Annotated in this window: 12 protein-coding genes; all 12 read right to left on the bottom strand. The window is 70.7% G+C overall.

The features are described 5' to 3' along the window. On the bottom strand, positions 1–448 hold a 448-nt coding region (locus CCR97_RS23620; RefSeq protein WP_201159926.1), incomplete at its 3' end, for a translation initiation factor IF-2 associated domain-containing protein. Positions 449–455: 7 nt separating this feature from the next. Further along, entirely contained in the window at positions 456–1163 is a 708-nt protein-coding gene (locus tag CCR97_RS23625; RefSeq protein ID WP_201159927.1) for an RNA-binding protein, read from the bottom strand. A gap of 19 nt (positions 1164–1182) precedes the next feature. Beyond that, the gene (gene nusA / locus CCR97_RS23630; RefSeq protein ID WP_111358797.1) at positions 1183–2829 is read right to left on the bottom strand and encodes a transcription termination factor NusA; all 1647 of its coding nucleotides are present in this window, start codon (positions 2827–2829) and stop codon (positions 1183–1185) included. A gap of 3 nt (positions 2830–2832) precedes the next feature. Further along, positions 2833–3570, bottom strand: coding sequence for a ribosome maturation factor RimP (gene rimP, locus CCR97_RS23635; RefSeq protein WP_420826100.1), 738 nt, complete (start codon positions 3568–3570; stop codon positions 2833–2835). A 239-nt stretch (positions 3571–3809) separates the two neighbouring features. Next, positions 3810–4538, bottom strand: coding sequence for a tRNA (guanosine(46)-N7)-methyltransferase TrmB (gene trmB / locus CCR97_RS23640; RefSeq protein WP_111358799.1), 729 nt, complete (start codon positions 4536–4538; stop codon positions 3810–3812). A gap of 91 nt (positions 4539–4629) precedes the next feature. Then, complete coding sequence (gene metK / locus CCR97_RS23645; RefSeq protein ID WP_111358800.1) at positions 4630–5832, bottom strand: methionine adenosyltransferase; 1203 nt, start codon at positions 5830–5832, stop codon at positions 4630–4632. A gap of 264 nt (positions 5833–6096) precedes the next feature. Beyond that, positions 6097–6540: a helix-turn-helix domain-containing protein gene (locus CCR97_RS23650; RefSeq protein WP_111358801.1), complete on the bottom strand. Its 444-nt coding sequence runs from the start codon at positions 6538–6540 to the stop codon at positions 6097–6099. A gap of 521 nt (positions 6541–7061) precedes the next feature. Then, entirely contained in the window at positions 7062–8681 is a 1620-nt protein-coding gene (lnt, locus tag CCR97_RS23655; RefSeq protein WP_338049132.1) for an apolipoprotein N-acyltransferase, read from the bottom strand. Positions 8682–8686: 5 nt separating this feature from the next. After that, on the bottom strand, positions 8687–9859 hold the full coding sequence (locus CCR97_RS23660; protein WP_201159928.1) for a hemolysin family protein: 1173 nt from the start codon (positions 9857–9859) through the stop codon (positions 8687–8689). A gap of 11 nt (positions 9860–9870) precedes the next feature. After that, positions 9871–10404 carry an rRNA maturation RNase YbeY gene (gene ybeY, locus CCR97_RS23665; protein WP_244670636.1) on the bottom strand — a complete coding sequence of 178 codons (534 nt, stop codon included), beginning with the start codon at positions 10402–10404 and terminating at the stop codon, positions 9871–9873. After that, positions 10401–11489, bottom strand: a complete 1089-nt coding sequence (locus tag CCR97_RS23670; RefSeq protein ID WP_111359564.1) for a PhoH family protein — start codon at positions 11487–11489, stop codon at positions 10401–10403. The genes ybeY and CCR97_RS23670 overlap by 4 nt, the downstream gene beginning before the upstream one ends. A gap of 40 nt (positions 11490–11529) precedes the next feature. Next, on the bottom strand, positions 11530–12999 hold the full coding sequence (gene miaB, locus CCR97_RS23675; protein WP_111359563.1) for a tRNA (N6-isopentenyl adenosine(37)-C2)-methylthiotransferase MiaB: 1470 nt from the start codon (positions 12997–12999) through the stop codon (positions 11530–11532). Between the last annotated feature and the right edge of the window lie 9 nt (positions 13000–13008).

The following is a 13008-nucleotide window of genomic DNA, read 5'->3' on the forward strand; positions in this document are numbered from 1 at the left end:
CGGCGGTCTTGCGCTCCTCGGCCTCGCGGACGCGGGCGTCGGCGAGCGCCAAGGCGCGGGCGGAGCGCTCCTCCTCGGTCAGGGTGCGCAGCACCACGCCGGACGAGCGCGAGCCGCCGCCGCCCTGCGGACGGGGGCCGGCGCCGCCTTGCGGGCGCGATCCGGCGCCGCCCTGCTGCGGCCGCGGGGCTCCACCACCACCGCCGCCCTGCGGACGGGGCGGCTGCGGGCGCGGGGCGCTGCTCTGCTGCGGCGGTGGCGAGGTCGGCTCGGACTTGCCCTCGGGACCGTGGCGGCGCTTCACCTTCTCGACGACGACCGCCTTGGTGCGGCCGTGGCTGAAGCTCTGGCGCACCACGCCCTGCTCGACCCCGGGACGCTTCAGCGTCAGGGTCTTCGGCTGTGCGACCGACAACGTCTTCTCGCCAGGATTCTTGGTATCAGTCATTACGATCCTAGTCTCGGGCCGGGTTCACGGCCATCTGCCTGTCGCCCCGCGGATCGGGGCCACCCGTTCGGAACATTTCGAGCATGCGCCAACGCCCCAGGACCGCCTCGCTCGCGCGCCCGGGCAGAAGGGCAGCATGTATCACATTTGTCCGTGCGAGTGCCAAATCCAATTCGACGGATTCGAACGAACAAATGATCGGAAGCGGCCGGTCGGCCGCGGCGGGGCGTCGCGCCGCCAGCGCGTCGACCTTGCGGACCCCGTCCGGGCTGGCGTCGCGGGCCCGCACCAGGCCGATCGCGGCGCCCGACGTCAGCGCCGTCTCGACCTTGGTGTAGCCCGCCACCACGGTGCCGGCCTTGTGGGCGATGGCGAGCGCGTCCAGCACGGCGCGCTCCAGCAATCGCTCGGTGTCGTCGGCGAGGCCGGCCTCGGCCGTCGCCTTGCCCTTGAAGGCGCGCTTGAACGCGCCCTGCTTGATTGCCGTGACGAGCGGCCCGCGGGCCGCCGTCACCCAGGCCCCGCGGCCCGGCAATTTTCGCTTGATGTCGGGCACCACCCGGCCGTCCGGCCCGGCGACGAAGCGGATCATCTCGTCGATCGGCCGAACCGTGCGGGTGGCGACGCACTGACGCTCCCGCGCGGCGGCGGCCCCTTTCGGGCCGCCGTCCAGCAGGGTCTCGTCGGTGTCGTCCACCTCGATCCGGGCCAGCATCGCGCGTCGTGGTCCTCCGTCAGGCCTGCGGCGCCGCGGCGCCCTCGCCTTCGTCCTCGGCCTCGGCCTCGCCTTCGGCGTCCTCGTCGGTCTCCTCGGACGGCCGGGCGAGGTCCTCCTCGCTGATCCAGCCGGCCTTGACGCGGGCCTGCATGACGATGTGCTCGCAGTCGTCACGCGACAGCTCGAAGCCGTCCAGGATGCCGGCCTCGCGCTTGGTCTCGCCGTCCTTGCGCTCGGTCCAGCCGGCGAGGTCGTCGGTGGCGCAGCCGGCCAGGTCCTCGACCGTCTTGATGCCGTTCTCGCCGAAGGCGACCAGCATCTTGCCGGTGACGCCCGGCACCTCGCGGACCTCGTCCTCGACGCCCAGCGCCCGGCGCTTCTCGTCGTACTCGGCCTCGATCTGGTCGAGATACTCGCGGGCGCGGGTCTGCAGCTCCTGCGCCGTCTCCTCGTCGAAGCCCTCGATGCCGGAGATCTCCTTCTCGTCGACGGCGGCGAGGTCCTCGACCGAGGTGAAGCCCTCGGACGCCAGGAGCTGGCCGACCACCTCGTCGACGTTGAGGGCCTCCATGAACAGCTTCGAGCGCTTCTCGAAGTCGGCCTGGCGGCGCTCCGATTCCTCCTGCTCGGTCAGGATGTCGATGTCCCAGCCGGTGAGCTGCGAGGCCAGCCGCACGTTCTGGCCGCGGCGGCCGATGGCCAGCGAGAGCTGCTGGTCCGGCACCACGACGGCGATGCGCTCCTTGTCCTCGTCGAGCACCACCTTGGCGACCTCGGCGGGGGCGAGCGCGTTGACCACGAAGGTCGCGATGTCGGGCGACCACGGGATGATGTCGATCTTCTCGCCCTGCAGCTCGTTCACCACGGCCTGCACGCGCGAGCCGCGCATGCCGACGCAGGCGCCGACCGGGTCGACCGACGAGTCGCGCGAGATCACGGCGATTTTCGCACGCGATCCCGGATCCCTGGCCACCGCCTTCACCTCGACGATGCCGTCGTAGATTTCCGGCACCTCCTGGGTGAACAGCTTCGCCATGAACTGCGGGTGGGTGCGGGAGAGGAAGATCTGCGGTCCGCGCGGCTCGCGGCGGACGTCGTAGATGTAGGCGCGGATGCGGTCCCCGTTGCGGAACACTTCGCGCGGCAGCATCTCGTCGCGCCGCACGATCGCCTCGCCGCGGCCGAGGTCGACGACGACGTTGCCGTATTCGACCCGCTTGACGATGCCGTTGACGATGTCGCCGATGCGGTCCTTGTACTCCTGGTACTGCCGGTCGCGCTCGGCCTCGCGCACCTTCTGGACGATCACCTGCTTGGCCGACTGGGCGGCGATGCGGCCGTACTCGAGCGGCGGCAGCGTGTCGGCGATGGTGTCGCCGACCTGGGCGGCGGGATTGTGCTTGCGGGCGTCCTCGAGGCTGATCTGGTTGGCCGGGTTCTCGACCGCCTCGACCACCAGCATGTGGCGGGCGAGCCGCAGCTCGCCCTTTTTCGGGTCGATCTCGGCGTGGACGTCGGTCTCCGAGCCGTAGCGCGAGCGCGCCGCCTTGGCGATCGCATCCTCCATGGCCTGGATGACGATGCTGCGGTCGATCGACTTTTCGCGCGCGACGGCGTCCGCGATCTGCAGAAGCTCGAGCTTGTTGGCGCTGACGACAGCCATGGATCAGTCTCCGTCGGTGAGCGGGGCGGCCGGCCGTTCGGCCGCGGCGGCTCCGTCTCGGGTCGTTTTGCGGGATTGAATGCGTTCCTTGCGACGCGCCGCCCGCTCCTGGCGCGCCTCCTTCTCGTCCGCCTTGCCGCGGCGAAGCGCCTCGGCGACCAGCGCGTCGGTGAGCACGAGCTTGGCGTCGGCCATGTCCGGGATCGGCAGGAGAACCTCCTGCGCCGTGCCGTCGCTGCCCTCGATATGGAGCCGCGCCGTCTGGCCGTCCAGCCCGGCGAGCGTGCCCTTGAAGCGTTTCTTGCCGCCGACCGGCACGGCCATCTCGATCTTGGCGAGATGCCCCTGGGCGCGGGCGAAGTCGACGCGCCGCACCAGCGGCCGGTCGATGCCGGGCGAGGAGATCTCCAGCCGGTACTCGCGATCGATCGGGTCGGTCTCGTCGAGGATCGGCGACAGGGTGCGCGACACCGCCTCGCAGTCGTCGATCTGCATGGTGCCGTCGGCGCGCTCCGCCATCACCTGCACGGTGCAGCCGTCGAGCCCGGAGATCTTCACCCGCACCAGCCGGTAGCCCAGCGTCTCGAGCACCGGCACGACGATCGCGGCGACCCGCGCCGCGAGCCCGCTCTCGGCGATCAGCCGCGGCTCGTCCAATGCGCTGTCGGTCGGCGCGATGCCGGCCGCCGCGCGGTCCGGGGTGCCGTCGTCGATCGTCTCGGTCATATGGGAACCAGCCATATGGGAACCAGCGGTCCTTTTTCAAAGTCGCGGCCGGACAGTCGCGGCCGGGACGTCTCGCCCGGATGCCGGGGCGCGGCGACGACAACCGGGCCGGCCGCAAGTAACAAAAAAGAGCGGGTCCCGGGTGGGCCCCACTCTCACCAACCGATCATCCGACCGTTATGAGGTGTCCTCAGACGACGCGGACTATAGCGAAGATCGCCGATATCGCAAGCGGAACCGGCAGGGCGGGCCGCTCACCCCCGCGGCCGCCTCCGGAACACCAGGTAGCAGGGGGTGCGGCCCTCGCGGATCGCCTTGGCCTCGTAGCGGGTGCGGGTGAAGCCGTCCCACGGCTTGCGCCAGTCGTCGGCGCGCTCGGCCGTCCATTCGAAATCCGCCGAGCGCAGCAGATGCTCCAGCGTCCAGGCGGCGTAGTGCTCCCAGTCGGAGGCGAAGCGGAACTCGGCCCCGTCGGCGAGCAGGCGGGCGAGCGTCGCCACCGTCTCGTCCTGGACGAAGCGGCGCTTCCAGTGCCGGCGCTTCCGCCACGGGTCGGGGTAGAGCAGGTCGACGCGGGCGAGCGAGGCCTCCGGCAGCCAGGCCAGCACCTCGGCGGCGTCGCCGTGATGGATGCGGATGTTGGCGAGTCCGGCCTCCTCGACATGGACGAGGAGCTGGGCGACGCCGTTGACGAAGCCCTCGCAGCCGATGAAGCCGATCGCCGGATCGGCGGCCGCCTGGGCGGCGAGATGCTCGCCGCCGCCGAAGCCGATCTCCAGCCGCACCTTGTCCACGGGCGGATCGAAGAGATCGCCCAGCCGCACCGGTGCCGGGCGCGCGATGTCGAGGGCGAGGCGCGGCAGCAGGTCGCCGAGGAGACCGGTGTGGTGCCGGCGCAGCGTGTGGCCCTTGCGGCGGCCGAAGAACGCACGCGGCGGCCGGTCGGCCGCGGCGGTCGGGTCACAGTCGGGATCGTCGGTCATGGCTGGAGGGGCGGAGGCGGCACGAAGAAAAAAGCCGGCGAAGCAGAACTTCGCCGGCTTCCGATCGGAGACGGGCGAGGCCCGCGTCGGCTCAGCCGACCGCGCTCTTGAGCGCGTCGACGAGGTCGGTCTTCTCCCACGAGAAGCCGCCGTCGGCGTCCGGCGTGCGGCCGAAATGGCCGTAGGCGGAGGTGCGCGCATAGATCGGCTTGTTGAGGTTCAGGTGGGTGCGGATGCCGCGCGGGGTGAGGTCCATGACCTCGGCGGCGGCGCGCTCCAGCTTGTCCTCGGGGACTTTCCCGGTGCCGTGGGTGTCGATGTAGATCGACAGCGGCCGGGCGACGCCGATCGCGTAGGCGAGCTGCAGGGTGCAGCGGTCGGCGAGGCCGGCGGCGACGATGTTCTTGGCGAGATAGCGCGACGCATAGGCGGCCGAGCGGTCGACCTTGGTCGGATCCTTGCCCGAGAAGGCGCCGCCGCCGTGCGGGGCCGCGCCGCCATAGGTGTCGACGATGATCTTGCGGCCGGTCAGGCCGGTGTCGCCGTCCGGGCCGCCGATGTGGAACTTGCCGGTCGGGTTGATGTGCCAGATCGTCTTGTCGTTGATCCAGCCCTCGGGCAGCGCCTTGCGCACATAAGGCTCGACGCGCTCGCGCACCTGGCTCGACGTCATGTCGGCGATCAGGTGCTGGTGCGACACCACGATCTCGCGCACGCCGACCGGCTTGCCGTTCGCGTACTGGACCGTGACCTGGCTCTTGGAGTCGGGGCCGAGCACCTTCTCGACGCCGGCGTGGCGCGCCTCGGCGATCAGCCGCAGGATCTTGTGGGCGTAGAACAGCGGCGCCGGCATCAGGTCGGGCGTCTCGTTCGTCGCATAGCCGAACATGATGCCCTGGTCGCCGGCGCCTTCTTCCTTGTTGGTGCCGGGCTGCAGCGCGTCGACGCCCTGCGCGATGTCGGCCGACTGCGGATGCAGCAGGATCTCGATGTCGCAGGTCTGCCAGTGGAAGCCGTCCTGCTCGTAGCCGATGTCCTTGATGGCTCCGCGGACGACGCTCTCGATATGCTCGTTGGTGACCGAGGCGGGGCCGCGCGTCTCGCCGGCGATCACCACCTTGTTGGTGGTGGCGAGCGTCTCGCACGCGGCGCGGATCGCCCACGGATCGATGCCGGCCTTCGGCCCCTCGCGATAGAAGAGGTCGACGATCTCGTCGGAGATGCGGTCGCAAACCTTGTCGGGATGGCCTTCGGAAACCGATTCGCTGGTGAAAAGATAGCTCGCGCGGGACACGTTCGACTCCACAGCCCGAGACGCGGACCTCCGCGTCGCCCAAAATTCGGCGCCTGTTCTTGCAGCGTCCCCCTGCCGGGTCAAGACGCAGACCCGGCGATCCGCCGCCGATTCGGCAAGCGGATCGAGAAATTCCCGGCCGTCGCACCGCTTGATTCGCAGGCGCCGGGGACCAGCGGCCCTAAAACACGAACGGCGCGCCTTTTGGGGGCGCGCCTGGGTCGTGTCTCGCGATGGGGGCTGGTCGGAGGACCGCCCCAGGCATCAATGCTCGGCGGTCTTGCCGTTGCCGTTGCCGTTCTCGACCGGCTCGCCGGCGATGTGCTCGACGAGGTCGACGATGCGCCGGCGCAGCTTGGCGTCGTTGATGCGCATGAACGCCTTGGTCAGCGCCAGCCCGTCCGAGGTCGCCAGGAAGTCGGAGATGTAGGCCGGCGACGGGGCCTCGGCGAGGCCGTCGGTCGGGCCGTCACCGAGGTCGGGAGCACCCTCGAAGAAGAACGCGACCGGAACCTGCAGGATGTGAGCGATCTGCTGGAGCCGGCTGGCACCGATACGGTTCGTCCCCTTCTCGTACTTCTGCACCTGCTGAAAGGTCAGGCTGAGCGCGTCACCGAGCTTCTCCTGGCTCATCCCCAGCATCATGCGACGCATACGAACACGGCTCCCGACATGCTTGTCGATGGGGTTCGGAGCCTTTTTGGCCATCATTTTCTCTCTCTCCTCATGTCCCCGCCGACCACCTTCTCGTCCACTCTCTCGTGCGATGCAATCACAGGACTGCATAGCTGTTCCAAGCACCAGCGAAACAGAATCAAAATCGTTCTGAATTGGAACAAAATAGACACTACCCTCGTTTGAGAGGGTTTACCAATGCAAGTTGCTGAACAATGAAGTAACTTGCTTGATCAATCGGATGATATCTGCCGGGTAGCATATTCAACACCGGGCAGAATTTGTCCGGAGGCAGGAATTTCGGACAGCGTTGCGGGCGCGGGCTTTGCCCGGACTATGTAGCGCCCCGGCGGCTCCGTGTCAGCAGGATGGTACCTGTTATTGTGGCAGTTTCGACCGCACCCGACGCAGGACGGGTATGCACACGGTAGGGCTGTCGACAGGCGAGACTTGTCCGATTTCGCGACACTCTCGCGGCGACCGCACAGACTGCTGCACAATGCTGTGACGATACGCCGCAACCGCCGGTTTGGTCTAGTCCGGGCTCGCCCGTATCAACGCGTGGGGCGAAGCAATCGAACGCGTCGACGCCATGCAGACGCGATCAATGCGAGCACGACAACCGCCGTCACCGGTGCGTCACCGGTGCGGGCGTAGGGGGGCGGCGACAGCGGGGCCGGCAGGCGCGAGTCGAGGACGCCCTCGCGGCCGAGGCCGAGCTGCGCGACGATGCGGCCGGCCGGGTCGACGACGGCCGAGATTCCCGTGTTGGCGGCGCGCACCAGTGGCAGCCCTTCCTCGACGGCCCGCATCCGGGCCTGCTGGAGGTGCTGATAGGGGCCCGGCGAGAGGCCGAACCAGGCGTCGTTGGTGACGTTCAGGAGCCAGCCCGGCCGCGCCCCGCGCGGCAGCACGGCGTGCGGGAACACCGCCTCGTAGCAGACCAGCGGCACGAAGGGCGGCGCCCGCGGGCTCTCCAGCGTGCGCAGCCGGTCGCCGGCCAGGAAGCCGCCCGGCACCCGGACGAGCTGCTCGATCCCGAGCCGCTGCAGCAGGCCGCGCAGCGGCACGTACTCGCCGAACGGCACCAGATGGACCTTGTCGTAGATCGACAGGATCGAGCCGTCGTGGTCGAACACGTAGACCGAGTTGTAGGCCTCGATGTTGCCGGGACGCGACGACGGGGCGAGCCGCGCCGCCCCGGTGATCAGGACGGTGCCCTCCGGCAGCAGGTCGGCGATCGAGGCGAGCGCGTCGGGCTCGCGGGCGACGAAGAACGGGAAGGCCGATTCGGGCCAGATCAGGTGGGTGACGTCGGCGACGCCGCGCGAGCGCTCGCCGCTCGCCCGGTCCGACAGCGCCAGGTAGCGGCGCATCACGTCGGCCTTGGCGGCGTAGCTGAAGCGCTGGTCCTGCGGGATGTTGGGCTGCATCAGCCGCAGCCGCGGGCCGTCCACGAAGGCGGTCGGGGCGAGCGCCAGCCGGGCCGTTCCGAACGCCGCCAGCGCGACCAGGAGCCCGAGCCCGATCGCCGGCAGGAGCCACGGCCGGCGCGTCTCGGCCGGCGGGTCGGCGAGCGCCGCCGGCGCCGCGAAGATCAGCACGGCGAGAAACGTCATGCCCCACAGGCCGAAGAGCGCGAAGCCCTGGGCCAGCGCCAGCGGCTCGGCCAGCGCGTAGCCGAAGGCGTTCCACGGAAAGCCGGAGAGTACATGGCCGCGCAGCCATTCGGTGGCGGTGAGCGCCGCCGCGAGCGTCACGATGCGGAACGCGCCGGGATCCCACAGGGCGCGGGCGAGCGCGAAGCCGGCCGCCGTGAACAGCGCCAGCCCGGCCGGCAGGATCAGCACGGCCGGCACCAGGAGGGCGCCGAACTTGTCGGCGTCGACCAGGAAGGCGGCGCCGATCCAGTAGAGGCCGGCCAGGAAATAGCCGAAGCCGAACCACCATCCGGCCGCGGCGGCGGCGCCGACGCCGTTCCAGCGCCCGGCGCCGGAGCCGTCGATCAGCCAGACCATCACCGGGAAGGTGACGAAGAGGGCCGGCCACAGGCCGAGCGGCGCCATCGCGAGCGTCGAGGCGGCGCCGGCCAGAAGCGCGGTCGCGGTCCGCCGCACCCCCCAGGCGAGCACGATCGGCTGCGCGACCCGGGCGAGCGCGGCCGTCACCGGCACGGTGGTCACGACGAGGCGGCGCCGCGGCGCGGCTCGGGGCCGGGGGGACCGGCCCCCTCGGGCGGCGCCGCACGGGCCTCGGACGAGGTCTCGCGGCGCGCCTCGCGGCTGCGCCGCTGCTTGCTGCGGGTGATCTTCACCCGCTTGACCCGGCGCGGATCGGCGTCGAGCACCTCGATCTCGAATGGCTCCGGCCCGGGCACGATCTCGCCGCGCACCGGCACGCGGCCGACCCGCGTCACCAGATAGCCGCCGATGGTGTCGACCTCCTCGGCGGCGTCGCCGACGTCGAACTCGGCCCCCACCGTCGCGGTGACGTCCTCGAGCGGAGCGCGGGCGTCGGCCAGGAACGAGCCGTCCGGCTGGCGCACGACGCTGCGCGCCTCGTGCTCGTCGTGCTCGTCCTCGATGTCGCCGACGATCTGCTCGACCAGATCCTCGATCGAGATGACGCCGTCGGTGCCGCCGTACTCGTCGATGACGAGGGCGAGATGGACATGCGACGCCTGCATCTTGGCGAGCAGGTCGAGGGCCGGCATGGAGGGCGGCACGAACAGGATGTCGCGCACGATGGCGGCCTCTGCGAGCGGCATCGCGAGATCGATGGCGCGCAGGTCGAGGTCGGCCGGGAAGCGCTTCTTGCGCTTGGAGGTCGGCGGCGGCGTCGCGGCCCGGTTCGCCATGAAGCCGACGAGGTCGCGGATGTGCACCATGCCGACCGGATCGTCGAGCGTGTCGTCGTAGACGACGAGGCGCGAATGGCCGGCCTTCTCGAACACCTTGACGAGCTCGCCGAGCGAGATGTCGCGCTGCACCGCGACGATGTCGGCGCGCGGCACCATGATGTCCTCGCTGCGCCGCTCGCGCAGGCCGAGGATGTTCTTGAGCATGGTCCGCTCTTCGGCCGAGAAGCCCGAGTCGGCGTCGGCCGGGGCGTTGCCCTCGAGCAGCACGGCGATGTCGGAGCGGACCGAGCCCGGCTTCCAGCCGAACAGGGCGCGCAGCATGCGCTGGACCCAGCCTTCGCCGGCCTCGCGCGGCAGCACCTCGCCGCGCAATGCCGGGACTGCGACGCCGCGGGCGTCGTCCGCCGCGACGGCCTGGGTGTCCGCCGCGGCGCCGCGGGACTGGCCCGCCGGCTCGTTCGGTTCGCTTCGACTGGGAGGGTCGTCGGGCATGATGGCTGCTGTCAGGCGCATTCGCGTCCGGCGTAGGGATCGGGGATCGCGAGCGACGCCAGAACGTCACGCTCGCGAGCCTCCATGGCTTCGGCGTCGGGTTCGGTCTCGTGGTCGTAGCCGAGAAGATGCAGCACGCCGTGCACGACCAGATGACCGAGGTGATGGGCGAACGGCTTGCCGTCGCGCTCGGCCTCGGCCCGCACGGTCTCGAAGGCGAGCACGACGTCGCCGAGCAGCACCGGCACGGCGGTGTCGCCGTCGGCGCCGGTCGGGCCGGGGACGGCCGGGAAGGAGAGCACGTTGGTGGCTGCGTCCTTGCCGCGATATTGCGCGTTCAGCGTCTTCACGGTGGCGTCGTCGGCGAGCACGACGGCGAGCTCGCGGGGGCCGAGATCGGCGGGCAGCGCCGCCGTCACGGCGCGCAGCACCTGCGCCTCGGCCTCGGGCTCGGCCGCCCACAGGGGCGATTCGACCACCACGTCGATGGTGGTGCCCTCGTGCTCGATCGTGGCCCCCGTATGGATCGGCTCGGGCATCGTCATGCGCCGTCCTCGCGCTTGCGGGTGGATCGGCCGGCGGAGCCGGAGGCCCCGGCGGTGCCGGCCGTCGTGGCGGTCTCGCCGGACCTGATGGCGTCGTCGCTGCCGGCGCGCATGGCGGCGGCGCGATCGTAGGCGGCGACGATGCGCCCGACCAGCTCGTGGCGCACCACGTCGGCGGCCGAGAACGTCACGGTGCCGACGCCCTCGACATCGGCGAGCAGCTTCAGCGCCTCGGACAGGCCGGACACCTGGCCGGGCGGCAGGTCGATCTGGCTCGGGTCGCCGGTGACGATCATCCGGGCGTTCTCGCCGAGCCGGGTGAGGAACATCTTCATCTGCATCGAGGTCGTGTTCTGCGCCTCGTCGAGAATCACGGCCGCGTTGGCAAGGGTTCGGCCGCGCATGAAGGCGAGCGGGGCGATCTCGATCTCGCCGGTCTGCAGGGCGCGCTCGACGATGCGGGTGTCCATCAGGTCGAACAGCGCGTCGTAGATCGGCCGCAGATAGGGATCGACCTTCTCCTTCATGTCGCCGGGCAGGAAGCCGAGCCGCTCGCCGGCCTCGACGGCCGGGCGCGACAGGATGATCCGGTCGACTTCCTTGCGCTCGAACAGGGCGACCGCGTGCGCCACCGCGAGCCAGGTCTTGCCGGTGCCGGCCGGGCCGGCGCCGAAGACGAGCGCGTTCTTGCGCAGCGCCCGCACATAGGCGTCCTGGGCCGGCGTGCGGGCCCGCACCAGGCGCTTGCGGAGATTGATCTCCTCGAAGCTGACCCGCTGCGCCGCCGCGTCGAAGTCGAACAGCGAGCCCTGCGCGATGGCGAGCCGGATGGCGCCCTCGACGTCGCCCTGGCCGAGATCGTGGCCGCGCTGGAGCTGCTCGTAGAGCGTCTCCAGCACGCGGCGCGCCTGCTCGCAGGCGTCGTGCGGGCCGCCGAGCGTGACGTGATTGCCGCGCGAGTCGGCGGTGACGCCGAGGCGCCGCTCGATCAGCGCGAGGTTCTGGCCGTACTGGCCGAACAGCGCCAGCGCCAGGCGATTGTCGTCGAAGGCGAGCACCATCTGCGCCTCGTCGGACGGCGGCATCAGCGGTGCGGTGTCGGGGCTGCGTCTCGGCACGGCGGGTTCAGTGACCTCCGCTCGCGGCGCGGACGGCCGGGTCCGGCACACCCGGCAGGGCCGGGTCCGGGGTCGTGCCATGGTCCGGACCGTCGTGACGCAGCGGCGCGCTGCCGTTCGCGACCACGAGCGCGCCGTAGAGGCTGTTGGTGCCCGTGCCGGTGATCCGCACGGCGTGGATCTCGCCCTTGACCGAGGGCGGCGCCATCACCTGCACGGCCTGCATCCACGGCGACTTGCCGGTCATCTGGCCGTCGTGGCGGCCGGTGCCCTCGAACAGCACCTGCGTGGTGCGCCCGACCGTGGCGGCGTTGAAGGCGGCGGCGTGGTGGTCGATGCGGGCCTGCAGCCGGGCGAGCCGCTCGGCCTTCTCGGCCTCGCTCACCTGATCGTCGCTGTCGGCCGCCGGGGTGCCCGGACGCGGCGAATACTTGAACGAGTAGGCGGAGGCGAAGCCGACCGCGTCGACCAGAGCGAGCGTGTCGGAAAAATCCTGCTCGGTCTCGCCCGGGAAGCCGACGATGAAGTCCGACGACATCGCGATGTCGGGCCGCGCGGTCTTCAGCCGCTCGATCACGCGCAGGTACTCGGCGCGGTCGTGCTTGCGGTTCATCGCGTCGAGGATGCGGTTGGACCCCGACTGGACCGGAAGATGGAGCTGCGGCATCAGGGCCGGCAGGTCGCGATGGGCGGCGATAAGGGCGTCGTCCATGTCGCGCGGATGGCTGGTCGTGTAGCGCAGCCGCGCGACGCCCGGCACCTCGGCGAGACGGTAGAGCAGGCGGGCGAGCGTCCAGGCGCCGCCGTCCGGGCCCTCGCCGTGCCAGGCGTTGACGTTCTGGCCGATCAGCCGGATTTCTTTCACGCCGGCCGCGACCAGATCCTCGACCTCGGCCAGGATCTTGGCGACGGGGCGCGAGAACTCGGCGCCTCGCGTATAGGGGACGACGCAGAAGGTGCAGAACTTGTCGCAGCCCTCCTGCACGGTGACGAAGGCGGCGGCGCCGCGCGACCGCGTGGCCGCCCGGGTCGGCGCCGCGAGATGGTCGAACTTGTCCTCGGCCGGGAACTCGGTGTCGACGACGCGGCCCTCGACGGCGGCGCGGGCGACGAGGTCCGGCAGCCGGTGATAGCTCTGCGGTCCGACGACGAGGTCGACCACGGGGGCGCGGCGGATGATCTCCTCGCCCTCGGCCTGGGCGACGCAGCCGGCGACCGCCACGGTCAGGCGGCGGCCGTCGCGGGCCGCCTCCTGCTTGAGGACGCGCAGCCGGCCGAGCTCCGAATAGACCTTTTCGGCGGCCTTTTCGCGGATGTGGCAGGTGTTGAGCACCAGGACGTCGGCGTCTTCCGGCGTCGCCGTCTCGACGTAACCCTCGCGCGCCAGCACGTCGGCCATGCGCTGCGAATCGTAGACGTTCATCTGGCAGCCGTACGACTTCACGTAGAGCTTTCGCGGGGCGCGGGTCACGCTCATTGCTTTGAC

This window comes from Rhodoplanes elegans (genome assembly GCF_016653355.1).
GTDB classification, from domain to species: Bacteria; Pseudomonadota; Alphaproteobacteria; order Rhizobiales; family Xanthobacteraceae; genus Rhodoplanes; species Rhodoplanes elegans.

Coding starts and splice junctions, on each gene's coding strand:
- CCR97_RS23625 (WP_201159927.1), bottom strand. CDS start 1,163: ATGCTGGCCCGGATCGAGGTGGACGACACCGACGAGACCCTGCTGGAC.
- nusA (WP_111358797.1), bottom strand. CDS start 2,829: ATGGCTGTCGTCAGCGCCAACAAGCTCGAGCTTCTGCAGATCGCGGAC.
- rimP (WP_420826100.1), bottom strand. CDS start 3,570: ATGGCTGGTTCCCATATGACCGAGACGATCGACGACGGCACCCCGGAC.
- trmB (WP_111358799.1), bottom strand. CDS start 4,538: ATGACCGACGATCCCGACTGTGACCCGACCGCCGCGGCCGACCGGCCG.
- CCR97_RS23650 (WP_111358801.1), bottom strand. CDS start 6,540: ATGGCCAAAAAGGCTCCGAACCCCATCGACAAGCATGTCGGGAGCCGT.
- CCR97_RS23660 (WP_201159928.1), bottom strand. CDS start 9,859: ATGCCCGACGACCCTCCCAGTCGAAGCGAACCGAACGAGCCGGCGGGC.
- ybeY (WP_244670636.1), bottom strand. CDS start 10,404: ATGACGATGCCCGAGCCGATCCATACGGGGGCCACGATCGAGCACGAG.
- CCR97_RS23670 (WP_111359564.1), bottom strand. CDS start 11,489: ATGCCGCCGTCCGACGAGGCGCAGATGGTGCTCGCCTTCGACGACAAT.
- miaB (WP_111359563.1), bottom strand. CDS start 12,999: ATGAGCGTGACCCGCGCCCCGCGAAAGCTCTACGTGAAGTCGTACGGC.